This is a genomic window from Kosakonia sp. Marseille-Q7440 (assembly GCF_965119485.1).
In genome coordinates this window covers 1,281,507-1,307,720 of sequence record NZ_CBCPLT010000002.1, presented here as the reverse complement: position 1 = coordinate 1,307,720, position 26,214 = coordinate 1,281,507, and the positions used below count along the sequence as shown (strand labels likewise).

Below are 26,214 nucleotides of genomic sequence, written 5' to 3'. Positions count from 1 at the left end.
ATAAGGTCGGGTAGACGCTCGCGCCGCCCGACCTTGATACTTTACGCCTTGTTCTGACGCCACCACTCGGCGAGCAACACACCGGTTGCGACCGAAACGTTGAGGCTTTCAACGTTGCCGGTGCCTTCGATAGAGACGCTCAGATCGGCGCGCGACAGAGTTTCATCAGAAATACCATCACGCTCCTGGCCTAACACCAGCACCATCTTCTTCGGCAGCTCGGCTTTGAACAGCGGCGTGCCGTTATGGCTGGATGTTGTCACCAGCGCGTAACCTGCCTGACGGAATGCTTCCAGCGCGCCGACAAAGCTTTCGCCGGTGATCGCCTGAACGTGTTCCGCCCCGCCCTCTGCCGTACGTACCGCAGCACCGGATTCGATCACGCCCGCGTCCTGCAACACCACGCCTTTTACGCCAAAGTGCGCACAGCTACGCATAATCGCGCCGAGGTTGTGCGGGTTACCCACATCTTCCAGCGCCAGTACGCAATCTTCTTCACCTGCGCTCGCCACCCACTTCTCAACGCTCAAACCGTTGCGTTTTTTGATCAGGAAGCAGACGCCGCCGTGGTGCTCGGTGCCGGACGCTTTTGCCAGCTCCTGCTCATCGACCACGTGGTACGCTTTGCGGTTAGCCGCCATCCAGCGCAGCGCTTCTTTAAAGCGCGGCGTGACGCTCTGCACAAACCAGGCGCGCACGATACAATCCGGGCGGCTGCTGAACAGCGCCTGGCAGGCGTTTTCGCCATACACGCGCGTCTCTTCTGCACGCTGACGGCGCAATACTTCAGGATCGATATAGCTTTTACCGCTAATACCGCCGTGGTCCGGCTTCTCCGGCGTTTCATCGCCAGGTGCGCGTGACACGGTGCGCCACGGTGAATCACCCCGTGCGCTGTAATCATCACGCGGTGCGCGACTTCTCTCATCGCGTTGCGGACGACCACCTCTGTCATCACGTGCAGAACGACCTTTGTCGTCACGGCCCGGGCGACTTCTGTCATTGCGGGAAGCGTTTCCGGTACGAGCAGGCCCTTTCCCGGTACGCGGGTTGTGACCTCGTTTATCGGAATCATCATCACTGCGGACATACATCACTTTGACCTTGCCGCTCTTGTTCTTTAACTCATCGTTCATGCTTTTCTCCACCAGCGCTGCGCGAAGCGCGCAGATTACCTGATGTGCCGACGCTTCGCCATTAATTCATTCAAAAGCCAGCGACTATTGTACTCATTGAATAAACCACGTTGTTGTTTAAAACCTGTACATCAATAATACGTAACATTGTAGAAACATAACGGCATCATGCCGCTGTGTACCACCGCTTCCCTGAGGTTAGTTATGAATACCGTATGTGCAAGCTGCCAGGCGTTGAACCGTATCCCACAAGAACGCATGCAAGATGCAGCGAAATGTGGGCGTTGCGGGCATGAGCTGTTCGACGGCGACGTGATCAACGCCACCGGCGAAACGCTCGATAAACTCCTGAAAGACGATCTGCCGGTGGTCGTCGATTTCTGGGCGCCGTGGTGCGGCCCGTGCCGTAACTTTGCGCCGATCTTTGAAGATGTCGCGGAAGAGCGCAGTGGCCAGGTACGCTTTGTAAAAGTGAACACCGAAGCAGAACGCGAACTGAGCGCGCGTTTTCGCATTCGCAGCATTCCGACCATCATGCTGTTCAAAAATGGCGAAGTGGTGGACATGCTGAGCGGCGCGGTACCGAAAGCCCCGTTCGACAGCTGGCTGAACGAATCTCTTTGATCCTGTCGGGGCGCATCTTGTGCCCCGTTTTTACCTCTGCGACAATGGCGTTTTTCCTGTGCGACCGCCATGACTGATAACGCCGTTCTCAAACTCCGCGCTGAGCGCCTTGCCCGCTCGACCCGCCCTTTTCTTGCGCGCGGTAATCGCATCCGTCGCTGTCAGCGCTGTCTGCTGCCGCTGCGTAACTGCCTGTGCGATACCTTAAAGCCAACCGCTGCCGCCAGCCGCTTCTGCCTGGTGATGTTCGATACCGAGCCGATGAAGCCGAGCAATACCGGGCGTTTAATTGCCGATGTGCTGCCAGATACGCTGGCGTTTCAGTGGTCGCGCACCGAACCGCCGCAGGAGCTCATTGATTTATGTAGCAGCGACGCGTATCAACCGATGGTGGTGTTTCCCGCTTCTTATGCTGGCAGTGAGCGACAAGTGCTGAGCGCGCCGCCCGCAGGAAAACCGCCGCTGTTTATTATGCTCGACGGTACCTGGACCGAAGCGCGCAAGATGTTCCGCAAAAGCCCCTATCTTGATGCCCTGCCGATTATCTCCGTCGATCTGTCGCGGGTTTCGGCTTATCGCCTGCGGGAAGCGCACGCCGAGGATCAATACTGCACGGCAGAAGTAGCCATCGCCCTGCTCGATCTGGCCGCTGATAACGCCGCAGCGCAAGCGTTGGGCGATCATTTCACGCTGTTTCGTGAGCGCTATCTGGCCGGGAAACCGCATCATTCGTCCACCGTCACAGCAAAAGCGGAAGAAAGCGTTTAAAATCATCGGGTCACTTATTTGTGGAGACCGGTATGAGCCAGCGAGGGTTGGAAGCGTTATTACGTCCCCGTTCGATTGCGGTTATTGGCGCATCCATGAAACCGGATCGCGCCGGTTTTCTGATGATGCGCAATCTTCTCGCCGGCGGCTTTGCCGGGCCGGTGCTGCCGGTCACGCCCGCCTACAAAGCCGTGCAGGGCGTGCTTGCCTGGCCGGATGTCGCCAGCCTCCCCTTTACCCCCGATCTCGCGGTGCTCTGCACCCATGCGAAACGCAATCTGGCGCTGCTGGAGGCGCTTGGCGAAAAGGGGTGTAAAACCTGCATTATTCTCTCGGCCCCGCCGGAACAGCACGCCGATCTCCTTGCCTGCGCGGGCCGCTATCAGATGCGCCTGCTCGGGCCAAATAGCTTAGGACTGCTCGCGCCGTGGCAGGGTCTGAACGCCAGTTTCTCGCCGGTGCCGATCACGCGCGGCAAGCTGGCGTTTATTTCCCAGTCCGCCGCCGTCTCCAATACCATTCTTGACTGGGCGCAGCAGCGCGAGATGGGGTTCTCCTACTTTATTGCGCTCGGCGATAGCCTGGATATTGATGTTGATGAGCTGCTTGATTTCCTGGCCCGCGACAGCAAGACCAGCGCTATCCTGCTCTATCTCGAGCACCTCAGCGATGCGCGCCGTTTTGTCTCCGCCGCCCGCAGCGCGTCGCGTAATAAACCGATCCTGGTGATCAAGAGTGGCCGCAGCCCCGAAGCGCAGCGCTTGCTGCATGCCCACGCCGGGCTCGATCCCGCCTGGGACGCGGCAATCCAGCGCGCCGGTCTGCTGCGCGTACAGGATACCCACGAGCTCTTCTCCGCTGTTGAGACGCTGAGCCATATGCGCCCACTGCGCGGCGAGCGGCTAATGATTATCAGCAACGGTGCGGCACCCGCAGCGCTGGCGCTGGATCAGCTCTGGTCACGCAATGGCAAGCTGGCGACGCTGAGCGAAGAGACACTGGCGCAACTCTCCACTGCGCTGCCGGAGTCTGTCGCCGCCAGAAACCCGCTCGATCTGCGCGATGATGCCAGTAGCGAACGCTACGCCGCAGCGCTCAACATCCTGCTCGACAGCCACGATTACGATGCGTTGATGGTGATCCACGCGCCGAGCGCCGCGGCACCGGGCAGCGAAAGCGCACTGGCGTTGATCGACGTATTGAAAAAACACCCGCGCGGCAAATATGTCACCGTGCTGACTAACTGGTGCGGCGAGTTCTCGTCGCAGGAGGCGCGTCGGCTCTTTAGCGAAGCGGGTCTGCCGACTTACCGGACGCCGGAAGGAACCATTACCGCCTTTATGCATATGGTTGAGTATCGCCGTAACCAGAAACAGCTGCGTGAAACCCCGGCGCTCTCCCTGCGCCTGACGGCAGATACCGCCGATGCGCGGAAACTACTGCAACAGGCGCTGGCCGAGGGCGCAACGACGCTCGACACCCATGAAGTTCAGCCGATTTTGCGTGCCTGGGGGCTGCAAACGCTGCCCACCTGGATTGCGGGCGACAGCGCCGAAGCGGTACATATTGCCGAGCAGATTGGCTACCCCGTCGCGCTGAAGCTGCGCTCGCCCGATATTCCGCATAAATCCGAGGTACAGGGGGTGATGCTCTATCTGCGTACCGCCAAAGAGGTGCAGCAGGCGGCGGATGCCATTATTGAGCGCGTTAAGCTCAACTGGCCGCAGGCGCGCATCCAGGGTTTGCAGGTGCAGAGCATGGCGAACCGCGCAGGCGCGCAGGAGTTGCGGGTGGTAGTGGAGCACGATCCGGTGTTCGGCCCGCTGATTATGCTTGGCGAAGGCGGGGTCGAGTGGCGCGCGGAGGATCAGGCCGCGGTGGCGTTACCGCCGCTCAATATGAACCTCGCCCGCTATCTGGTGATTCAGGCAATTAAGCGTAAAAAGATCCGTGGGCGCAGCGCTTTACGCTCGCTCGATATTGCCGGGCTGAGCCAGTTTCTGGTGCAGGTCTCCAACCTGATTATTGATTGCCCGGAGATCGCACGGCTCGATATTCACCCTCTGCTGGCGTCCGGCAGCGAATTCACGGCGCTGGATGTCTCGATGACGTTAGCGGCGGCCAGTGAAAATGGCGAAGCGCGGCTGGCAATCCGCCCCTATCCGCAATATCTCGAAGAGCAGGTGACAATGAAAAACGGCGAGCACTGCCTGTTCCGCCCGATCCTGCCGGAAGATGAGCCTCTGTTGCAGCAATTTATCTCGCAGGTAACAAAAGAGGATCTCTATTACCGCTACTTTAGCGAGATCAACGAATTTACCCATGATGATTTAGCGAATATGACGCAAATCGACTACGATCGGGAAATGGCATTTGTCGCAGTACGCCGCACGGAGCAGGGTGAAGAGATCCTCGGCGTAACCCGAGCGATATCCGATCCGGATAACGTTGATGCCGAATTTTCCGTGTTGGTGCGTTCTGATTTAAAAGGTCTCGGGCTTGGGCGGCGTCTGCTGGAAAAACTTATTGCCTATACCCGGGATCACGGACTTAAGCGTTTGAATGGTATTACTATGCCCAACAATCGCGGTATGGTGACGCTGGCGCGTAAACTGGGATTTGATGTCGATATCCAGATGGAAGACGGGATTGTAGGGCTTTCACTTCCTCTGGCACAGACGGCGCAATCCTGAGTAAGGTACTGGAAATGTTGACCACTTTAGTGGACACGGTGTTATTATTGCCCGCTTATGTCGTCTGCATGGTACAGAAGACCCTTCAATAAACAGAGAAGAAACGCACTGTGATGTTGTCAAAATTTAAGCGTAATAAACATCAACAACACCTTGCCCAACTCCCCAAGCTTTCTCAGTCAGTTGATGAGGTAGAGTTCTTCTACTCACCGGCCGATTTCAGGGAGACGTTGCTTGCCCGGATAGCGAGCGCGACGCGCCAAATCTATATCATCGCTCTGTATCTGGAACAGGACGATGGCGGCAAAGGCGTGATGAAAGCGCTGTATGAAGCAAAACGTCAGCGTCCGGAGCTGGACGTGCGCGTACTGGTTGACTGGCATCGCGCCCAGCGTGGCCGCATTGGTGCGGCGGCGTCGAACACCAACGCTGACTGGTACTGCCGCTTAGCGCAGGAGAATCCCGGCGTTGATGTTCCTGTTTATGGCGTGCCGGTCAATACGCGCGAAGCTCTCGGCGTTCTCCATTTCAAAGGCTTTATTATTGATGACGCGGTGCTCTACAGCGGCGCGAGCCTCAATGATGTTTACCTCCATCAGCATGATAAATACCGCTATGACCGCTATCAGTTGATCCGCAATCCGCAGATGGCGGAAGTGATGCGCGGCTGGCTGGAGTCAAACCTGATTCACGGGCGCGGTGTTAATCGTCTTGACGATCCAGAGCGGCCAAAAAGCCCGGAAATTAAAAACGATATTCGTCAGTTCCGCCAGGCGTTGCGCGATGCCTCGTTCCATTTTGACGGCAATGCCAGCAACGACGAACTGGCGGTTACGCCGCTGGTTGGCCTCGGAAAATCGAGCCTGCTGAATAAAACCATCTTCCACCTTATGCCCTGTGCGGAACAGAAACTGACCATCTGTACTCCGTACTTCAACCTGCCGGCCGTGCTCGTTCGCAACATTATTCAGCTGCTGCGCGACGGGAAAAAGGTGGAGATTATCGTTGGCGATAAAACGGCGAATGACTTTTTTATTCCGGAAGATGAGCCGTTTAAAATCATCGGTGCGCTGCCCTATCTCTATGAGATTAACCTGCGCCGCTTCCTGAGCCGCCTGCAGTATTACGTTAATACCGATCAGCTTGTGGTTCGCCTGTGGAAAGATGGCGAAAACAGTTACCACCTGAAAGGGATGTGGGTCGACGATGAGTGGATGCTGCTGACGGGTAATAATCTTAACCCGCGCGCCTGGCGTCTGGATCTGGAAAACGCAGTATTGATTCACGATCCGAAACAGCAGCTGGCGGCCCAGCGCGATAAAGAGCTGGAACTTATCCGCACCCATACGACGGTAGTGAACCACTATCGCGATCTGCAAAGCATCGCCGAGTACCCGGTGAAAGTGCGTAAGCTTATTCGTCGCTTGCGCCGTATCCGTATCGATAAACTGATTAGCCGGATCCTCTAATATTGAAGCCCTGTCTTATGACGGGGCTTTTTTTCAGGTCTCTGCGTATGAACAAAACCTTTCTGTTAAGCACCCTCTTATTAACCGGCTGTAGCCACATGGCGAACGATAGCTGGAGCGGCCAGGATAAAGCGCAGCACTTTCTGGCCTCGGCAATGCTTTCTGCCGCAGGCAATGAGTATGCGCAGCATCAGGGTATCAGCCGCGATCGCAGCGCCCTTGTCGGAGTAATGTTTTCAGTAAGCCTTGGTGCGTCTAAAGAGCTGTGGGACAGCCGCCCGGCGGGGAGCGGCTGGAGCTGGAAAGACTTCGCCTGGGATGTCGCCGGTGCCACAACGGGCTACGCCGTGTGGCAGCTGGCTGACCATTAAAGGCGTATGCCCTTCCCTTTACGGTGCAGCGTCAGCGATACCAGAAATGCCACTGCGCCCATTGCGGTGACATACCAGAAGAAAACCGTTTCGAAACCGACTGATTTTAACGACAGCGCCACATATTCAGCCGATCCGCCAAACACCGCATTTGCCACGGCGTAAGATAAGCCAACGCCCAGGGCACGCACCTGCGCCGGGAACATCTCTGCTTTTAATATCCCGCTGATTGAGGTGTAGAAACTGGCAATCACCAGCGCCAGCATGACGAGCGCGAAAGCGGCATAAGGTGAGGTGACGCTGTGCAGCGCTGTGAGAATAGGCACCGTACAAACGGTCGCCAGCCCGCCAAACAGCAGCATGGATGTGCGCCGCCCGATGCGATCGGATAATGCACCGATAATCGGCTGGATCAGCATAAAGAGGAACAGCGCAACGGTCATGATGACACTGGCGACATTGGCATGCATACCGGCCGTATTGACCAGATATTTCTGCATATAGGTGGTAAAGGTGTAGAAGGTGAGCGAGCCGCCGGCCGTAAAGCCAAGCACCATCAGGAACGCTTTACGGTTGCGCCACAACCCTTTCATGGAGCCAGCTTCTTTCAGGGAACGCACTTCCTGCTGGGAGGTTTCATCCAGCTGGCGACGTAACCAGAGCGCGACAATCGCCAGCGCAGCGCCAAGAGCGAAAGGTATACGCCATCCCCAGGCCCTGAGTTCCGAGTCTTCCATCACTTGCTGCAGGATCACCACAACCAGTAATGCCAGCAGTTGTCCGCCAATCAGGGTGACATACTGAAATGAGGCATAAAAACCTTTGCGCCCCTCTACTGCCACTTCGCTCATATAGGTCGCGCTTGTACCATATTCGCCGCCGACCGACAGCCCCTGGAAGAGACGTGCCAATAGCAGTAATGCCGGAGCCCACGTACCAATGGTTTCATATCCCGGTAAACAGGCGATCACCAGCGAGCCAAAACACATCATGCAGACTGAGATCAGCATCGATCTTTTACGCCCGTGCCGATCCGCAATACGACCAAATAGCCAACCGCCGATGGGGCGCATCAGAAAACCTGCGGCAAAAACACCGGCGGTCTGAAGAAGTTGGGTAGTAGGGTTACCTTGCGGAAAAAAGATGTGCGCGAAATAGAGGGAGCAAAATGAGTAGACGTAAAAATCGAACCACTCCACCAGGTTACCCGATGAGGCCCCGACGATGGCCCATACGCGGCGACGCGTATCGCTGCTGGTGAGCGATTCACTATTTTTCATGCTGTTCTCAGCCATTCGAATGTAACTCCTGCTTACGATAGGTATTATTTTTAGAGCGAACGTCCCTGCTCAATGTGGACAAAAGAGTGAGATGTTACATCTTTGTTATGGTTAAAAGGTGACGAAGATCCCATTTCGACTTAGGTAGGTTAGTAATTAAGATTATGACCTGGCGGGTGCGTTCGTAGTGATACGTCACGGCGGCCTGGATGATAAGTATCAGGGTTAAAAGATCTTTTCCAGCAAGCCCGTCGATGGCGAAAAAAGCATAGCAAAAAGCCTCATGCTTTCGCATGAGGCTTTCGGCTTGGTTTGATGCCTGGCAGTTCCCTACTCTCGCATGGGGAGACCCCACACTACCATCGGCGCTACGGCGTTTCACTTCTGAGTTCGGCATGGGGTCAGGTGGGACCACCGCGCTAGTGCCGCCAGGCAAATTCTTTGTGCCCGGAACGTCTCTTTTACCCTGATGCGGCGTTGGCTGCGCTCGTAAAGTCAGTCACATACTTCAGTATGCTCCTTCCTTTCCGTCACTTGCCGCCTTGCCTCAGTGCAAAAGCGTTCGTTCCTTCAAATCTGGTATCAGCTGAAAATCTGTCTCTCATCCGCCAAAACATCTTCGGCGTTGTAAGGTTAAGCCTCACGGTTCATTAGTACCGGTTAGCTCAACGCATCGCTGCGCTTACACACCCGGCCTATCAACGTCGTCGTCTTCAACGTTCCTTCAGGAGACTTAAAGTCTCAGGGAGAACTCATCTCGGGGCAAGTTTCGTGCTTAGATGCTTTCAGCACTTATCTCTTCCGCATTTAGCTACCGGGCAGTGCCATTGGCATGACAACCCGAACACCAGTGATGCGTCCACTCCGGTCCTCTCGTACTAGGAGCAGCCCCCCTCAATTCTCCAGCGCCCACGGCAGATAGGGACCGAACTGTCTCACGACGTTCTAAACCCAGCTCGCGTACCACTTTAAATGGCGAACAGCCATACCCTTGGGACCTACTTCAGCCCCAGGATGTGATGAGCCGACATCGAGGTGCCAAACACCGCCGTCGATATGAACTCTTGGGCGGTATCAGCCTGTTATCCCCGGAGTACCTTTTATCCGTTGAGCGATGGCCCTTCCATTCAGAACCACCGGATCACTATGACCTGCTTTCGCACCTGCTCGCGCCGTCACGCTCGCAGTCAAGCCAGCTTATGCCATTGCACTAACCTCCTGATGTCCGACCAGGATTAGCTGACCTTCGTGCTCCTCCGTTACGCTTTAGGAGGAGACCGCCCCAGTCAAACTACCCACCAGACACTGTCCGCAACCCGGATCACGGGTCCACGTTAGAACATCAAACATTAAAGGGTGGTATTTCAAGGTTGGCTCCACGCAGACTGGCGTCCACGCTTCAAAGCCTCCCACCTATCCTACACATCAAGGCTCAATGTTCAGTGTCAAGCTATAGTAAAGGTTCACGGGGTCTTTCCGTCTTGCCGCGGGTACACTGCATCTTCACAGCGAGTTCAATTTCACTGAGTCTCGGGTGGAGACAGCCTGGCCATCATTACGCCATTCGTGCAGGTCGGAACTTACCCGACAAGGAATTTCGCTACCTTAGGACCGTTATAGTTACGGCCGCCGTTTACCGGGGCTTCGATCAAGAGCTTCACCTTGCGGTTGACCCCATCAATTAACCTTCCGGCACCGGGCAGGCGTCACACCGTATACGTCCACTTTCGTGTTTGCACAGTGCTGTGTTTTTAATAAACAGTTGCAGCCAGCTGGTATCTTCGACTGGTTTCAGCTCCGTGAGCAAGTCACTTCACCTACACACCAGCGTGCCTTCTCCCGAAGTTACGGCACCATTTTGCCTAGTTCCTTCACCCGAGTTCTCTCAAGCGCCTTGGTATTCTCTACCTGACCACCTGTGTCGGTTTGGGGTACGATTTCGTGTTACCTGATGCTTAGAGGCTTTTCCTGGAAGCAGGGCATTTGTCACTTCAGCACCGTAGTGCCTCGTCATCACGCCTCAGTGTTAAAGTGAACCGGATTTACCTGGAACACACACCTACACGCTTAAACCGGGACAACCGTCGCCCGGCCGACATAGCCTTCTCCGTCCCCCCTTCGCAGTAACACCAAGTACAGGAATATTAACCTGTTTCCCATCGACTACGCCTTTCGGCCTCGCCTTAGGGGTCGACTCACCCTGCCCCGATTAACGTTGGACAGGAACCCTTGGTCTTCCGGCGAGCGGGCTTTTCACCCGCTTTATCGTTACTTATGTCAGCATTCGCACTTCTGATACCTCCAGCATGCCTCACAGCACACCTTCGACGGCTTACAGAACGCTCCCCTACCCAACAACACATAGTGTCGCTGCCGCAGCTTCGGTGCATGGTTTAGCCCCGTTACATCTTCCGCGCAGGCCGACTCGACCAGTGAGCTATTACGCTTTCTTTAAATGATGGCTGCTTCTAAGCCAACATCCTGGCTGTCTGGGCCTTCCCACATCGTTTCCCACTTAACCATGACTTTGGGACCTTAGCTGGCGGTCTGGGTTGTTTCCCTCTTCACGACGGACGTTAGCACCCGCCGTGTGTCTCCCGTGATAACATTCTCCGGTATTCGTAGTTTGCATCGGGTTGGTAAGCCGGGATGGCCCCCTAGCCGAAACAGTGCTCTACCCCCGGAGATGAATTCACGAGGCGCTACCTAAATAGCTTTCGGGGAGAACCAGCTATCTCCCGGTTTGATTGGCCTTTCACCCCCAGCCACAGGTCATCCGCTAATTTTTCAACATTAGTCGGTTCGGTCCTCCAGTTAGTGTTACCCAACCTTCAACCTGCCCATGGCTAGATCACCGGGTTTCGGGTCTATACCCTGCAACTTAACGCCCAGTTAAGACTCGGTTTCCCTGCGGCTCCCCTATACGGTTAACCTTGCTACAGAATATAAGTCGCTGACCCATTATACAAAAGGTACGCAGTCACCCCATAAAAGAGGCTCCCACTGCTTGTACGTACACGGTTTCAGGTTCTGTTTCACTCCCCTCGCCGGGGTTCTTTTCGCCTTTCCCTCACGGTACTGGTTCACTATCGGTCAGTCAGGAGTATTTAGCCTTGGAGGATGGTCCCCCCATATTCAGACAGGATACCACGTGTCCCGCCCTACTCATCGAGCTCACAACCTGTGTGCTTTTGTGTACGGGGCTGTCACCCTGTATCGCGCGACTTTCCAGACGCTTCCACTAACACTCAGGCTGATTCAGGCTCTGGGCTGTTCCCCGTTCGCTCGCCGCTACTGGGGGAATCTCGGTTGATTTCTTTTCCTCGGGGTACTTAGATGTTTCAGTTCCCCCGGTTCGCCTCACAGCACTATGTATTCATGCTGTGATAGTGCAACGGATTGCACTGGGTTTCCCCATTCGGACATCGCCGGCTGTAACGGTTCATATCACCTTACCGGCGCTTTTCGCAGATTAGCACGTCCTTCATCGCCTCTGACTGCCAGGGCATCCACCGTGTACGCTTAGTCGCTTAACCTCACAACCCGAAGATGTTTCGTAAAACACCCTCAGTTGCGAAAATTTGAGAGACTCACGGAACAATTCGCATTGTTCTGTGTTTCAATTTTCAGCTTGATCCAGATTTTTAAAGAGCAAATATCTCAGACATGACTCACTGTTCACACAGGAATCAGGTTTGAGATACATCGGCAGGTGACTTTCACTCACAAACCAGCAAGTGGCGTCCCCTAGGGGATTCGAACCCCTGTTACCGCCGTGAAAGGGCGGTGTCCTGGGCCTCTAGACGAAGGGGACACAAAGTCTCACTCGCAAGACGCCTTGCTTTTTACTTTTCATCAGACAATCTGTGTGGACACTGCAGGGAAAGGTTCTTTAAGGTAAGGAGGTGATCCAACCGCAGGTTCCCCTACGGTTACCTTGTTACGACTTCACCCCAGTCATGAATCACAAAGTGGTAAGCGCCCTCCCGAAGGTTAAGCTACCTACTTCTTTTGCAACCCACTCCCATGGTGTGACGGGCGGTGTGTACAAGGCCCGGGAACGTATTCACCGTGACATTCTGATTCACGATTACTAGCGATTCCGACTTCATGGAGTCGAGTTGCAGACTCCAATCCGGACTACGACGCACTTTATGAGGTCCGCTAGCTCTCGCGAGATTGCTTCTCTTTGTATGCGCCATTGTAGCACGTGTGTAGCCCTGGTCGTAAGGGCCATGATGACTTGACGTCATCCCCACCTTCCTCCAGTTTATCACTGGCAGTCTCCTTTGAGTTCCCGGCCTAACCGCTGGCAACAAAGGATAAGGGTTGCGCTCGTTGCGGGACTTAACCCAACATTTCACAACACGAGCTGACGACAGCCATGCAGCACCTGTCTCACAGTTCCCGAAGGCACCAATCCATCTCTGGAAAGTTCTGTGGATGTCAAGACCAGGTAAGGTTCTTCGCGTTGCATCGAATTAAACCACATGCTCCACCGCTTGTGCGGGCCCCCGTCAATTCATTTGAGTTTTAACCTTGCGGCCGTACTCCCCAGGCGGTCGACTTAACGCGTTAGCTCCGGAAGCCACGCCTCAAGGGCACAACCTCCAAGTCGACATCGTTTACGGCGTGGACTACCAGGGTATCTAATCCTGTTTGCTCCCCACGCTTTCGCACCTGAGCGTCAGTCTTCGTCCAGGGGGCCGCCTTCGCCACCGGTATTCCTCCAGATCTCTACGCATTTCACCGCTACACCTGGAATTCTACCCCCCTCTACGAGACTCAAGCCTGCCAGTTTCGGATGCAGTTCCCAGGTTGAGCCCGGGGATTTCACATCCGACTTGACAGACCGCCTGCGTGCGCTTTACGCCCAGTAATTCCGATTAACGCTTGCACCCTCCGTATTACCGCGGCTGCTGGCACGGAGTTAGCCGGTGCTTCTTCTGCGGGTAACGTCAATCGACGCGGTTATTAACCGCATCGCCTTCCTCCCCGCTGAAAGTACTTTACAACCCGAAGGCCTTCTTCATACACGCGGCATGGCTGCATCAGGCTTGCGCCCATTGTGCAATATTCCCCACTGCTGCCTCCCGTAGGAGTCTGGACCGTGTCTCAGTTCCAGTGTGGCTGGTCATCCTCTCAGACCAGCTAGGGATCGTCGCCTAGGTGAGCCGTTACCCCACCTACTAGCTAATCCCATCTGGGCACATCTGATGGCAAGAGGCCCGAAGGTCCCCCTCTTTGGTCTTGCGACATTATGCGGTATTAGCTACCGTTTCCAGTAGTTATCCCCCTCCATCAGGCAGTTTCCCAGACATTACTCACCCGTCCGCCACTCGTCAGCAAAGCAGCAAGCTGCTTCCTGTTACCGTTCGACTTGCATGTGTTAGGCCTGCCGCCAGCGTTCAATCTGAGCCATGATCAAACTCTTCAATTTAAAGTTTGATGCTCATCGAATTAAACCGTAATGAATTACGTGTTCACCCGTGAGACTTGGTATTCATTTATCGTCCGAGGACGTTAAGAATCCATGTCACCTGAGTGCCCACACAGATTGTCTGATAAATTGTTAAAGAGCAGTGCCGCTTCGCTTTTCGCAGCGGCGCGGGGTGTGCATATTACGCTTTCCCGCTGTGAAGTCAACTGATTGTTTTCAGAATTCTTCACCTGACAGGCCGGTGTGTTTGCCGTTGTGCCGTGTCAGTGGAGGCGCATTATAGGCAGTTAATTCTCCCTGACAACCCTTAATTTGAAAAAAGTTACCGTTCGCTCAATTTCCAGGCAGAAACTGTGGAAAGAGTCTATTTCTGCTCTTTTATTAAACAAAAACGGGCCCCAAGAGGCCCGTTTTTCAGTTTTTATCTTTTATTGAACAGCAACAATGCGGTCATCTTTCACCACAAGCTGCACCGGCTTGCCCGGAATCAGCGTACCGGAGAGGATCTGCTGCGCCAGCGGGTTCTCAATCTGTTGCTGGATCGCACGTTTCAACGGCCGTGCGCCATATACCGGATCGTAACCATTGGCGCTAAGCAGTTTCAGCGCCTCGTCAGAAAGCGTCACACTGTAGCCGCGCTCCTCAAGACGTTTATACAAACGCTGCAGCTGGATCTGCGCAATAGAAGCAATGTGTTTTTCACCTAATGGATGGAACACAACGACTTCATCTATACGGTTGATGAATTCAGGGCGGAAGCTCTGGCTCACTACGCCCATAACCAGCTCTTTCATATGGCCGTAATCGAGATCGCCAAAACGTTCCTGAATCAGGTCGGAACCCAGGTTCGAAGTCATGATGACCACCGTATTACGGAAGTCCACCGTTCTGCCCTGCCCGTCCGTCAACCGACCGTCGTCAAGCACCTGCAACAGAATGTTGAAAACATCCGGATGCGCTTTCTCCACCTCATCAAGGAGAATGACGGAATAGGGACGCCGACGAACCGCTTCCGTCAGATAACCGCCCTCTTCATAGCCGACATAGCCCGGAGGCGCACCGACCAGCCGCGAAACGGAGTGTTTCTCCATAAACTCGGACATATCGATACGTACCATGGCGTCGTCGCTATCAAACATAAAGTTCGCCAGCGCTTTGCACAGCTCGGTTTTCCCGACCCCGGTCGGCCCAAGGAAGAGGAAGGAGCCAATCGGGCGATTCGGATCGGACAACCCTGCGCGGCTACGGCGAATAGCGTTTGAGACCGCATCGACAGCCTCATCCTGACCAATCACGCGATGGTGAAGATCGTGTTCCATGCGCAGCAGTTTCTCACGCTCACCTTCCATCATTCGCGATACGGGGATACCGGTCCAGCGCGCCAGTACTTCTGCAATCTCAGCATCGGTTACACGGTTACGCAGCAGGCGCATGGTTTTGCCTTCACTCTGTGTCGCCGCCGCCAGCTGTTTCTCCAGCTCGGGGATTTTCCCGTACTGCAATTCAGACATTCTGCCCAGGTCGCCATTACGACGGGCCTGTTCCATAGCGACTTTCGCCTGCTCAAGCTCTGCTTTAATGGTCTGCGTGCCGGAAAGGGAAGCTTTTTCGGCCTTCCACTCCTCTTCAAGGGAGGAGTATTGACGCTCTTTCTCTTCCAGTTCTTCGTTCAGCATGTCGAGGCGTTTTTTACTCGCCTCATCAGACTCTTTCATCAACGCGCGCTGTTCCAGCTTGAGCTGGATAATGCGTCGGTCGAGCCGGTCGAGCTCTTCCGGTTTCGAGTCAATCTGCATACGAATGCTGGATGCCGCTTCATCGATCAGGTCGATGGCTTTATCCGGCAGCTGGCGATCGGAGATATATCGATGCGAGAGCGATGCCGCCGCGACAATCGCCGGGTCAGTGATTTGCACATGGTGGTGCAGCTCATAGCGCTCTTTCAGACCGCGCAGAATAGCGATGGTATCTTCAACAGAGGGTTCGGCCACCAGCACTTTCTGGAATCGACGCTCCAGCGCGGCATCTTTCTCGATGTACTGACGGTACTCATCAAGCGTCGTTGCGCCGACGCAATGCAGCTCACCGCGCGCCAGCGCCGGTTTCAGCATGTTCCCGGCATCCATTGCGCCGTCGGCTTTACCGGCACCGACCATGGTATGCAATTCATCGATAAACAGGATGACGTTGCCTTCCTGTTTGGAGAGATCGTTGAGCACCCCTTTCAGGCGCTCCTCAAACTCACCGCGGTATTTTGCCCCGGCGACCAGCGAACCCATATCCAGCGCCAGCACGCGACGGCCTTTCAGCCCTTCCGGCACTTCACCGTTCACGATGCGCTGCGCCAGCCCTTCAACGATGGCGGTTTTACCGACACCCGGCTCACCGATTAACACCGGGTTGTTTTTGGTACGGCGCTGTAATACCTGAATGGTACGGCGGATCTCTTCGTCACGGCCGATGACCGGGTCAAGTTTGCCCTGCTCGGCACGCTCGGTCAGATCGACGGTAAATTTTTTCAAGGCCTGACGTTGGTCTTCAGCCCCCTGGTCGTTCACGTTCTCTCCCCCACGCATTTGCTCGATAGCCTGGGTCACGTTCGCGGTCGTTGCACCAGCGGATTTCAGCAAATCCGTCAGCGTGCCGCGTGACTCCAGCGCAGCCAGAACAAACAGCTCTGACGAAATAAAGTTATCACCCCGTTTTTGCGCCAGCTTGTCGCAAAGGTTAAGCACGCGCATCAAATCCTGCGAAGGCTGCACATCACCGCCGGTACCTTCTACCTGCGGTAAGCGGCTCAGCGCTTGTTCGATCGCAATACGTAACTGGCCAGCATTGACGCCGGCAGAGGTTAATAAAGGTTGAACCGAACCGCCTTCCTGGTTCAGTAAGGCGCTCATTAAATGAAGTGGTTCGATGAATTGGTTGTCGTGCCCCAGTGCGAGCGACTGGGCATCGGCAAGAGCAAGCTGGAATTTATTAGTAAGACGATCCAGACGCATAACTCCTCCCATAACAGGTCAAATTTGCTACTGGAGATTAAATGAGGTCATCCCTCAATTATTCAAGGTGATTGACCTGATTTATGCGAAGAAAACTTACGCGCACTGGATCGTCTTGATTCGTTAGGTTATATCAGCCAAATGAAACTTGCCATACGCCCGGTCGTCTTGTCCCGACGGTATGAGAAAAAATCACTCTGCTGGCTGAAGGTGCAGTGCTCACCGCCGTAGATATGCTCGACGCCGACGCTTGCCAGCCGCTGGCGCGCCAGCTGATAAATATCAGCGAAATATTTTTCACCCTGCGGGCGAAATGCGCCTTCGGCTGCGGCATCGTGAGCCATAAATGCCTCACGCACTTCCGGGCCCACTTCGAAGGCCTCCGGACCAATCGCCGGGCCAAGCCACGCCAGCAGATTTTCAGGTTTGTCGGCAAAACAGGCTACCGTCTCTTCCAGCACGCCGCCGCACAGTCCGCGCCAGCCAGCGTGCGCTGCCGCCACTTCACTGCCATCCCGGTTACAAAACAGCACCGGCAGGCAGTCGGCGGTCATCACCGCGCACACCGTGCCCGGCGTGTTGCTGTATGAAGCATCCGCGCGTTTCGAGGCATAAGGCTCACCGTCGAGCTTCAATACCGCCGTGCCGTGCACCTGCTCAAGCCAGACCGGTTTTGAAGGCAACCCGGCAGCCGCAAACAGGCGCGCGCGGTTCTCTTCAACATGCTCGATGTTATCGCCGCAGTGCGCGCCGAGGTTCATGGCATCATAAGGCGGCAGGCTTACACCGCCGATACGCGTTGAGCTACAGGCCGCCACGCCTTTCGGCAGCGGCCAGTCCGGGACGATCAGTTTGGTCATAACCAGGCGACATCATCCTTATGGGTTTCAAAATCCGCGCGCATCGCGGCAATAAGATCGACCATATCCTGTGGAATTGGCGCATGCCACTCCATTTCGATACCGCTAATCGGATGGTAGAGACGCAGCATAGTTGCGTGCAGCGCCTGACGATCAAACTTGCGCAGCGCATCAATAAATTCATCCGACGCGCCTTTCGGCGGACGAGGACGACCGCCGTAGAGCTGATCGCCCACCAGCGGATGAGTGATATGCGCCATATGCACACGAATCTGGTGCGTACGACCGGTTTCAAGACGCAGACGCAGACGCGTATGGATACGGAAATGTTCCATAATGCGGTAGTGCGTGACGGCCGGTTTGCCCATCGGGTGAACGGACATATGGGTGCGTTTGGTCGGATGGCGGCTGATAGGCTCCTCCACCGTACCGCCCGCGGTCATATGACCAATGGCAACCGCTTCATATTCACGGGTGATTTCACGCAGTTGCAAGGATTCAACCAGCCGGGTTTGCGCCGGAACGGTTTTCGCTACAACCATCAAGCCAGTGGTGTCTTTATCCAGACGGTGCACGATACCAGCGCGCGGTACATCGACAATCGGCGGATAGTAGTGAAGCAGCGCATTCAGCACGGTACCGTCAGGATTACCAGCGCCGGGATGCACGACAAAGTCGCGCGGCTTATTAATGACGAGAATATCGTCATCTTCATAGACGATATTGAGAGGAATATCCTGCGGCTCAAAGCGCGCTTCTTCTTCAATTTCCGCATTGATGGCAATGCGCTCACCGCCCAACACTTTCTCTTTCGGTTTGTCGCTAACGACATCGTTGACCAGCACGCGCCGATCAAGAATCCATTCTTTTATACGCGAACGTGAATAATCAGGGAACAATTCGGCCAAAGCCTGATCTAAGCGTTGACCGAGTTGACTCTCGGATACCGTTGCGGTGAGTTGTACCAGTTGTGCCATATACAGCTTCTTCGTTAACGTTGGGTTTTACGGCTTCGCCGTTTAATATAGTGTGCTATTGTAGCTGGTCTTAGTCGGGAGCAGGAGTAAAGAATCTCCCGCATGAACATTCTGAGGAAAGTCTAAACGTTATGACGCGCTTGAAATATCTGGTGGCAGCCGCCACGTTAAGTCTGGCTTTGGCAGGTTGCTCCGGTTCTAAGGAAGAGGTACCTGATAATCCACCAAACGAAATCTACGCGACCGCCCAGCAAAAGCTGCAAGACGGTAACTGGAAGGCGGCAATAACGCAACTGGAAGCTCTGGATAATCGTTATCCGTTTGGTCCTTACTCCCAGCAAGTGCAGTTAGATCTTATCTACGCCTACTACAAAAACGCCGATCTGCCGCTGGCGCAGGCCGCCATCGATCGCTTTATTCGTCTTAACCCAACGCATCCGAACATCGACTACGTGATGTATATGCGCGGGTTGACCAACATGGCACTTGATGACAGCGCGCTGCAGGGCTTCTTCGGCGTTGACCGCAGCGATCGCGATCCGGCTCATGCGCGTGATGCATTCAATGACTTCTCACGGCTGGTGCGCGGTTACCCGCAAAGTCAGTATGCGACCGATGCCAACAAGCGTCTGGTCTACCTGAAAGATCGCCTGGCGAAGTATGAATACTCCGTCGCGCAGTATTACACCGATCGCGGTGCGTGGGTTGCGGTGACCAATCGCGTGGAAGGCATGCTGCGTGATTTCCCGGATACCAAAGCAACGCGCGATGCGCTGCCATTGATGGAGCACGCTTATCGCGAGCTGCAGCTCAATGCGCAGGCTGACAAAGTGGCGAAAATTATCGCCGCCAATAACAGCAACGCATAACGCCTGTAAACGCAAAACGGCAGCCCGCGGGCTGCCGTTTTTTTATCCGTTGAATGCATCGCTGACGCGCTTTCGCGCCGATGCAACCTATCAACTATGACTGCTAACTTCGCATCCGACAAGCTAAATTTCCCCTCTTCCTGCCCTGCCTCACAAACCCCTCGTCTTTGACAAAAAGTGACAAAATTACGTGATTTTAATCACACATTTTGACATTAGGCGCGCTATGCTGAAATGACTTAGACGGAAAGACAGAGAGGTAAGATGTATGACAATGAACATTACCAGTAAACAAATGGAAATTACTCCGGCAATCCGCCAGCATGTCACCGACCGTCTCGCCAAACTGGATAAATGGCAAACTCAGCTGATTAATCCCCATATCGTCCTCTCTAAAGAGCCACAGGGTTTTACCGCCGATGCGACCATCAACACGCCTAACGGGCAGCTTGTCGCCAGCGCTAAACACGATGATATGTATATCGCCATCAACGATTTGATCAACAAGCTGGAACGGCAGCTCAATAAAGTGCAGCACAAAGGCGAAGCGCGTCGCGCCGCAACATCGGTGAAAGATGCCAACTTCGTTGAAGAAGAAGAAGAGTAGTCTCTACATTGAGTTTCCAACGCGCCTGCGGGCGCGTTTTTTATTGACAGAGCGAAAAGAGAGCAGTTACTTTAACTCCCTCGCTCAACAGGAAAAATGATGAAAACTACCCCGTTTCTCTTCGCACTCTTTTTTACCTTCCCCAGTTAGGGAGGCGATTCGTTTTGTGAGAAAAAGTGCGAAGACGAACAATAAAGCCTCCCAAGCCGGGAGGCTTTTTTATTGATAACAATGAAAGGCAACAACATGACGGCTGAAAACCCCTTACTGGATTTACGCGTGAAGATCAGCGCGCTCGACGAGCAGTTGCTGACGCTGCTGGCCGAGCGCCGCCAGCTCTCCGTTGAAGTTGGCAAAGCGAAACTCGCCTCCCACCGCCCGGTACGCGATATCGACAGAGAGCGGGCCCTGCTGGAACATTTAATCGAGCTTGGCAAAACGCATCATTTAGATGCCCATTACATCACCCGCCTGTTTCAGCTCATCATTGAAGACTCTGTTCTCACCCAGCAAGCTCTGCTCCAGCACCACCTTAACAACATCAACCCACGCTCTGCACGTATCGCGTTTCTTGGCCCAAAAGGCTCCTATTCGCATCTTGCCGCGCGCCAGTATGCCGCACGCCATTTCGAGCAGTTTATCGAGAGCGGCTGCGCACGTTTTCAGGATATTTTTAGTCAGGTCGAAACCGGCCAGGCGGATTACGCCGTCGTGCCGCTGGAGAACACCAGCTCTGGCGCGATTAACGATGTCTACGATCTGCTTCAGCACACCAGCCTGTCGATTGTCGGCGAGCTGACGGTGCCGATCGATCACTGCGTGCTGGTATCAGGTACCACAACTCTTGAGCAGATCCAGACGGTCTACAGCCATCCGCAACCGTTCCTGCAGTGCAGCCAGTTCCTGAACCGCTATCCGCACTGGAAGATTGAGTATTGTGAAAGCACCTCGGCGGCGATGGAGAAAGTCGCGCAACTGAACTCACCGCACGTCGCGGCGCTGGGCAATGAACCGGGCGGCGCGCTGTATGGTTTACAGGTGCTGGAGCGCAACCTGGCAAACCAGACGCAGAACATCACCCGTTTTGTGGTGCTGGCGCGTAAAGCGATTGATGTCTCTGAGCAGGTACCGGCGAAAACCACGCTGCTGATGGCGACCGGGCAACAGGCGGGTGCGCTGGTAGAAGCGCTGCTGGTGCTGCGCAACCACAACCTGATCATGACCAAGCTGGAGTCGCGCCCGATCCACGGTAATCCGTGGGAAGAGATGTTCTATCTGGATATTCAGGCCAACCTGCACGCCAGCGCGATGCAAAAAGCGCTGCGCGAGCTGGGCAGTATCACCCGCTCGCTGAAAGTGCTGGGCTGCTACCCCAGCGAAAACGTCGTGCCGGTCGATCCGGTTTAACGCTCGATAAAGAGCGCTTTCTTCATCCCTGCCACCGACACAGGCAGGGTGAAGATTGCCCCCGAAAGCGGATAATCGGCAATCTCTTGCTCATCCATATTTTCGCGGGTAGTAGTAATAAACAGCGTCTTCATATCCGCCCCGCCAAAGCAGACCATCGTCGGGCAGCGCACCGGCAAACGGTACTCCTCTAGCTGCTCGCCCTGCGGTGAGAAACGGGCAATGCGCCAGCCATCATACATCGCGCTCCAGTAGCACCCTTCGACATCCATCGCCGCACCGTCCGGGATCCCTTCTCCCGGGTTGAAGCGACGGAACAGCTCGCGCCGCCCCGGCTCGCCCTGCTCATCCAGCGGTGTACGGTAAATCACGCCGTGCGGTGTGTCAGAGGTGAACATCCACTGTTTGTCATGGCTGAAGGCCAGGCCGTTTGCGCCGTGAATATCACACTGCACCACTTTCGGCGTCAGATCGTTATCCACGCGCAGCAGCAGCGCGCCGTTATAATCCCCCGGAGCCCAGAAGGTGCCAGCATAAAAGCGGCCATGGTGATCGGTGCCGCCATCGTTAAAACGCGCCAGCTGTGGATTTGATGGGTTATCGCACACTTTCTGTCGCAGCAGCCCGCGCTCATCCGTCAGCCAGACGGCCTGCCGCATGGCGACGATAAAACCGCCCTTCTCACGCAGCGCGAAGCAGCCCACCTCTTCCGGGAACGAGAGCACCGTATGCTCCTCCGTCTCCAGCCGGTAACGGTGGATTTCACCTTCCAGAATATCAGCCCAGTAGAGCGCCTGTTCGGCTTCGCTCCAGGTCGGACACTCAGGTAAATGTCCGGTGTAATCAAACAGTCTCTGCAACTCAGCCATTGCGCATCCCTTAAATAAAAAAAGCCAGCGGGTGACCACTGGCTTTTCAGTATAAACGGCTTTTGAAGTTACGCCCGGCTGTCGTTGGCCTGGCGTAACAGGGTACGGCTCTCGCTCTGGAAACGCTGGGCATAATCGCCAAACCAGTGTTCAACTTTGCGGAAGCTGTCGATAAACGCCTGCTTATCGCCCTGCTCCAGCAGGCCAATCGCTTCGCCGAAGCGCTGGTAGTAACGCTTGATCAGCGCCAGGTTATCGGGCGAGGACATAATAATGTCGGCATAGAGCTGCGGATCCTGGGCGAACAAGCGCCCAACCATTGCCAGCTCAAGGCGATAAATCGGTGATGAGAGCGACAACAGTTGTTCAAGCTGCACATTCTCTTCCGCCAGGTGCAGGCCATAGGCGAAGGTCGCAAAGTGGCGCAGCGCCTGGATAAAGGCCATGTTCTGATCGTGCTCGACTGCGCTGATGCGGTGCAGCCGCGCCCCCCAGACCTGAATCTGTTCCAGGAACCACTGATAGGCTTCCGGTTTACGGCCATCGCACCACACCACCACCTGCTTGGCGAGGCTACCGCTGTCCGGGCCAAACATTGGGTGCAGACCAAGCACCGGGCCGTTATGCGCCGACAACATCGCTTGTAACGGGCCGCTTTTCACCGATGCCAGATCGACCAGAATGCAATCCTCCGGCAGCGGCGGCAGCTTCGCAATCACCGCTTCGGTGACGTGGATCGGTACGCTGACAATCACCATGCCTGCATCCGCCAGCAGCGTTTCCGCCTGCGCCCAATCCTCTTTCTCCAGCGTACGCACCTGGTAGCCCGAGAGCGTCAGCATTTTGCCAAACAGTTTCCCCATCTGGCCGCCACCGCCAACAATGACCACCGGACGCAGCGCAGGACAGAGCGTTTTAAACCCTTTGTCATTTTCGCTGGAGTAGGATTCGCGCATCACGCGGCGCAGCACATCCTCAATCAGATCGGGCGGTACGCCCAGCCCTTCGGCCTCTTTACGCCGCGAGGCAAGCATTGAGGCCTCACGCTCGGGAACGTAAATCGGCAGCCCGTAGTGGCTTTTGACTTCGCCCACCTGTGCCACCAGCTCCAGCCGGCGCGCCAGCAGATCCAGCAACGCCTTATCCACTTCATCAATTTGATCGCGCAGCGCGGTCAGTTCAGCAACCATAACACCCTCTTATGCAAAACGCGCCGCCAGGCTATTGCGCAGATCGCTGTCGATTTCACGCAGCAGCGCTTCGGTCGCCTCCCAACTGATGCAGGCATCGGTAACAGAAACACCGTACTTCATATTACAGCGCGGCTGCTCGGATGATTGATTGCCTTCGTGAATGTTGCTCTCAATCATCAGGCCGGTAATCGAACGGTTGCCATCTTTGATCTGCGCGACAACGGACTCGGCAACGGCAGGCTGGCGACGGTAATCTTTATTGGAATTCCCGTGGCTGCAATCTACCATCAGCGACGGTTTCAGTCCCGCCTGCTGCATCTCTTTTTCACACTGCGCCACATCCGCCGGGCTGTAGTTCGGCGCTTTGCCGCCGCGCAGGATCACGTGACCATCCGGGTTGCCCTGGGTTTGCAGCAGGCAGACCTGGCCGGCCTGGTTGATGCCGACAAAGCGGTGCGGCATCGCAGCGGCGCGCATCGCATTGATGGCGGTAGCCAGGCTGCCGTCGGTACCGTTTTTGAAGCCGACCGGCATCGACAGACCGGAGGCCATTTCACGGTGGGTTTGTGACTCCGTAGTACGCGCACCAATCGCTGACCAGCTAAAGAGATCGCCGAGGAACTGCGGGCTGTTCGGATCGAGCGCTTCGGTCGCCAGCGGCAGGCCCATGCTGACCAATTCCACCAGCAGACGACGCGCAATCTTCAGGCCAGCTTCCACATCAAACGAGCCATCCATGTGCGGATCGTTAATCAGCCCTTTCCAGCCAACGGTGGTACGGGGTTTTTCAAAATAGACGCGCATCACCAGGTAGAGGCTATCGCTGACCTCTGCGGCAAGGGTTTTAAACCGACGGGCGTACTCGAGCGCTGCTTCCGGGTCGTGAATGGAACAAGGGCCGCAGACCACCAGCAGGCGCGGATCGCGCCCGGCAATGATGTTGGAGATGGTCTGGCGGGATTGCGCGATTTGCGCCTCTTGTTCGCTGGTCAGCGGGAAAGCGGTTTTCAGCTGTTCCGGGGTGATCAGAACCTGCTCGTCGGTGATGTGTACGTTGTTCAGCGCGTCTTTTTGCATGATCAAATCCTGTATGGCTCGTGTGCGATAGGTTTCCTCAAGCGAGGGAGCTGACACCATATCACATCAGGTAAAGATTTCAATCCACAAATCGTACAGATAACGTTACACCACCAACTTTAATAGCGCTTATATGGCTACCAACTGTAATAATAATTTTACAGCCAGCAGCCACTGGCACTTTACGCCGTGCGCACGGGCTGCTTTTTCCGCTGCCAGCGCAGAACATCAACCAGCATAAACAGGAGTAAACTGCCGCCCATGACCGGCATTGCCAGCCCCAGCAACAAGGCGACGACCAGCACTACACCGCGGCCTACGACGGGGAGTTGCAGCCAGGCGTGGAGCAATGTCTCGCTCGCCGCCGGACGGCGGATCCACCACAAACGATAGCCGACGATAATCATCACGCACAGCGCACTGCCAAAGGCGATCAGCACCAGCTGATTTAAGATGCCGAACAGCACGCCCATATGGAAATCGACGCCCCAGCGTGTCAGCTTCGCCATTAACGGAAAATCGGCGAAGTGCACATGATCTATCACTGCCAGCGAACTTCCCGCAATGGCGACTGCATCCACCTGCGTCGGCCAGCGGCGATCGATCTCCGTGACCGTCCAGGCATGTTCCGCATCGCGCGGCGGGCGAATCTCAATTTTCTTCGCCGCGATCCCGGCCGCCTGCGCGCGGGCGAGCACCGCGTCAAGTTGTGCCGGGTTAAGCGTCATGCCGGGCATCTCCATCCCTGCGTGATGCATATGGTGCTCGGCGTGCGGATCGGCCGGTGCGGCTTCGCCCTGGAGCTGCGTATTAACTTGCGGCGTCATCCAGTTAAACGCGGCGCGCAGTTTATCGACGTTGCCACCCGCCCACTGTGACCAGGTCAGGCCGGTGGCAGAGAAGAGCAGCATCCCGGCCAGCAGTAGCCAGCCGAGCGTGACGTGCAGGCGGCGATGGTTCTGTACGCGGTTATTGATGCGCCGCTTCGGCCGGGTAAAAAACCACAGCGCAATGCCGCCGAGCGCGGCGATCCACATCCACGACGCCGCCAGCTCACTGTAGAGCCTGCCGGTATCGCCCAGCAGCAGCGAGCGGTGAAGATAATCAATCCACTGGCGCAGCGGCAAAATACCGCTGGTGCCGTAAACGGTCATATCCCCTTTCACCTGCAACGTCACCGGATCGACAAAAATCGCCCGGCTTTCCGAGACGCCAAGCTGCGGGTCAGCAAACATCATCCGCGTCGTTTCATTGCCGCTCAGTCCGGGGCGAACTGCCTGTAAACGCAGATGTCCGCCCGTTACCTGTTCGGCGACGCGAAGCTGGTCGGCCAGCGGTTGCCGCTCACCACTCTCCACGCCATACAGCGCATCGTGATAAAGCGAGTTCTCCAGCTGCGGCGTGGCAACGTAGAGCGTGCCGCTCAACGCGGCGATAAAGATAAAGGGGCCAACAAACAGGCCAATATAGAAATGGAGGCGTCGCAGCAGGTTAAGCCACGCCGCACGAGGGGGGCAGGAAGTCATACTTTTCCTCAAAAAGCGCAAAGGTGTGCCATTCCGCGCAGGCGGA

At 55.6% G+C, this 26,214-nt stretch carries 18 protein-coding genes, 1 tRNA gene, 3 rRNA genes and 1 other annotated feature; of the genes, 9 read left to right on the top strand and 13 right to left on the bottom strand.

The window, feature by feature from the left end:
• Nucleotides 1-41 precede the first annotated feature (41 nt).
• Entirely contained in the window at nt 42-1,136 is a 1,095-nt protein-coding gene (locus ACWPW2_RS20040) for a tRNA/rRNA methyltransferase (RefSeq protein WP_023481180.1), read from the bottom strand.
• A gap of 204 nt (nt 1,137-1,340) precedes the next feature.
• Between ACWPW2_RS20040 and trxC the strand changes: the two genes are divergently transcribed.
• The 5 genes from trxC (at nt 1,341) to ACWPW2_RS20015 (ending at nt 7,061) form a co-directional block, all read left to right on the top strand.
• Nucleotides 1,341-1,760, top strand: a complete 420-nt coding sequence (trxC, locus tag ACWPW2_RS20035) for a thioredoxin TrxC (RefSeq protein ID WP_023481256.1) — start codon at nt 1,341-1,343, stop codon at nt 1,758-1,760.
• Nucleotides 1,761-1,829: 69 nt separating this feature from the next.
• Nucleotides 1,830-2,528, top strand: a complete 699-nt coding sequence (locus ACWPW2_RS20030; protein ID WP_454124947.1) for a tRNA-uridine aminocarboxypropyltransferase — start codon at nt 1,830-1,832, stop codon at nt 2,526-2,528.
• A 32-nt stretch (nt 2,529-2,560) separates the two neighbouring features.
• Nucleotides 2,561-5,221, top strand: coding sequence for a bifunctional acetate--CoA ligase family protein/GNAT family N-acetyltransferase (locus ACWPW2_RS20025; RefSeq protein WP_454124945.1), 2,661 nt, complete (start codon nt 2,561-2,563; stop codon nt 5,219-5,221).
• A gap of 113 nt (nt 5,222-5,334) precedes the next feature.
• Complete coding sequence (pssA, locus tag ACWPW2_RS20020) at nt 5,335-6,690, top strand: CDP-diacylglycerol--serine O-phosphatidyltransferase (RefSeq protein WP_454124943.1); 1,356 nt, start codon at nt 5,335-5,337, stop codon at nt 6,688-6,690.
• Nucleotides 6,691-6,737: 47 nt separating this feature from the next.
• Complete coding sequence (locus ACWPW2_RS20015; protein ID WP_279792766.1) at nt 6,738-7,061, top strand: YfiM family lipoprotein; 324 nt, start codon at nt 6,738-6,740, stop codon at nt 7,059-7,061.
• Here ACWPW2_RS20015 and ACWPW2_RS20010 read toward each other — a convergent pair.
• From ACWPW2_RS20010 to rluD, 8 genes are all read right to left on the bottom strand, one after another.
• Entirely contained in the window at nt 7,058-8,356 is a 1,299-nt protein-coding gene (locus ACWPW2_RS20010; protein WP_279792765.1) for an MFS transporter, read from the bottom strand. The genes ACWPW2_RS20015 and ACWPW2_RS20010 overlap by 4 nt on opposite strands.
• A gap of 302 nt (nt 8,357-8,658) precedes the next feature.
• A 5S ribosomal RNA gene (gene rrf / locus ACWPW2_RS20005) occupies nt 8,659-8,774 on the bottom strand.
• A 196-nt stretch (nt 8,775-8,970) separates the two neighbouring features.
• Nucleotides 8,971-11,877: ribosomal RNA gene (locus tag ACWPW2_RS20000) — 23S ribosomal RNA — on the bottom strand.
• Nucleotides 11,878-12,079: 202 nt separating this feature from the next.
• Nucleotides 12,080-12,155 (bottom strand) — tRNA-Glu (locus tag ACWPW2_RS19995).
• 84 nt (nt 12,156-12,239) lie between these two features.
• A 16S ribosomal RNA gene (locus ACWPW2_RS19990) occupies nt 12,240-13,781 on the bottom strand.
• Together the 16S, 23S and 5S rRNA genes with 1 tRNA gene alongside form the textbook arrangement of a ribosomal RNA operon.
• A gap of 428 nt (nt 13,782-14,209) precedes the next feature.
• The gene (clpB, locus tag ACWPW2_RS19985) at nt 14,210-16,783 is read right to left on the bottom strand and encodes an ATP-dependent chaperone ClpB (protein ID WP_454124940.1); all 2,574 of its coding nucleotides are present in this window, start codon (nt 16,781-16,783) and stop codon (nt 14,210-14,212) included.
• A gap of 128 nt (nt 16,784-16,911) precedes the next feature.
• Nucleotides 16,912-17,643, bottom strand: a complete 732-nt coding sequence (yfiH, locus tag ACWPW2_RS19980; RefSeq protein WP_454124938.1) for a purine nucleoside phosphorylase YfiH — start codon at nt 17,641-17,643, stop codon at nt 16,912-16,914.
• The gene (gene rluD, locus ACWPW2_RS19975; protein ID WP_454124936.1) at nt 17,640-18,620 is read right to left on the bottom strand and encodes a 23S rRNA pseudouridine(1911/1915/1917) synthase RluD; all 981 of its coding nucleotides are present in this window, start codon (nt 18,618-18,620) and stop codon (nt 17,640-17,642) included. Before rluD ends, yfiH begins: the two co-directional genes overlap by 4 nt.
• A gap of 131 nt (nt 18,621-18,751) precedes the next feature.
• Here rluD and bamD point away from each other — a divergent pair, with 131 nt between their 5' ends.
• The 4 genes from bamD (at nt 18,752) to pheA (ending at nt 21,503) form a co-directional block, all read left to right on the top strand.
• A complete protein-coding gene (gene bamD, locus ACWPW2_RS19970; RefSeq protein WP_023480633.1) occupies nt 18,752-19,489 on the top strand; it encodes an outer membrane protein assembly factor BamD in 738 nt (245 codons plus the stop codon).
• A 268-nt stretch (nt 19,490-19,757) separates the two neighbouring features.
• Nucleotides 19,758-20,096: a ribosome-associated translation inhibitor RaiA gene (raiA, locus tag ACWPW2_RS19965; protein ID WP_023480581.1), complete on the top strand. Its 339-nt coding sequence runs from the start codon at nt 19,758-19,760 to the stop codon at nt 20,094-20,096.
• Between the two features lie 98 nt (nt 20,097-20,194).
• Nucleotides 20,195-20,320 (top strand) — a sequence feature (Phe leader region).
• Nucleotides 20,196-20,246: a pheA operon leader peptide PheL gene (gene pheL, locus ACWPW2_RS19960; RefSeq protein ID WP_200134660.1), complete on the top strand. Its 51-nt coding sequence runs from the start codon at nt 20,196-20,198 to the stop codon at nt 20,244-20,246. (Overlaps the previous feature by 51 nt.)
• 22 nt (nt 20,321-20,342) lie before the next feature.
• On the top strand, nt 20,343-21,503 hold the full coding sequence (gene pheA / locus ACWPW2_RS19955; protein WP_454124934.1) for a bifunctional chorismate mutase/prephenate dehydratase: 1,161 nt from the start codon (nt 20,343-20,345) through the stop codon (nt 21,501-21,503).
• On the opposite strand, the gene ACWPW2_RS19950 is transcribed toward pheA, so the two are convergent.
• The 4 genes from ACWPW2_RS19950 to ACWPW2_RS19935 form a co-directional block, all read right to left on the bottom strand.
• Entirely contained in the window at nt 21,500-22,372 is an 873-nt protein-coding gene (locus ACWPW2_RS19950; RefSeq protein WP_454124932.1) for an SMP-30/gluconolactonase/LRE family protein, read from the bottom strand. The two genes, pheA and ACWPW2_RS19950, sit on opposite strands and share 4 nt — an antisense overlap.
• Before the next feature lie 68 nt (nt 22,373-22,440).
• The gene (gene tyrA / locus ACWPW2_RS19945) at nt 22,441-23,562 is read right to left on the bottom strand and encodes a bifunctional chorismate mutase/prephenate dehydrogenase (protein WP_023480608.1); all 1,122 of its coding nucleotides are present in this window, start codon (nt 23,560-23,562) and stop codon (nt 22,441-22,443) included.
• A 9-nt stretch (nt 23,563-23,571) separates the two neighbouring features.
• Nucleotides 23,572-24,642 (bottom strand): 3-deoxy-7-phosphoheptulonate synthase AroF, encoded by a 1,071-nt coding sequence (aroF, locus tag ACWPW2_RS19940; RefSeq protein ID WP_454124929.1) that lies wholly within the window; start codon nt 24,640-24,642, stop codon nt 23,572-23,574.
• Nucleotides 24,643-24,824: 182 nt separating this feature from the next.
• Nucleotides 24,825-26,168, bottom strand: coding sequence for a PepSY-associated TM helix domain-containing protein (locus ACWPW2_RS19935; RefSeq protein WP_454124927.1), 1,344 nt, complete (start codon nt 26,166-26,168; stop codon nt 24,825-24,827).
• Between the last annotated feature and the right edge of the window lie 46 nt (nt 26,169-26,214).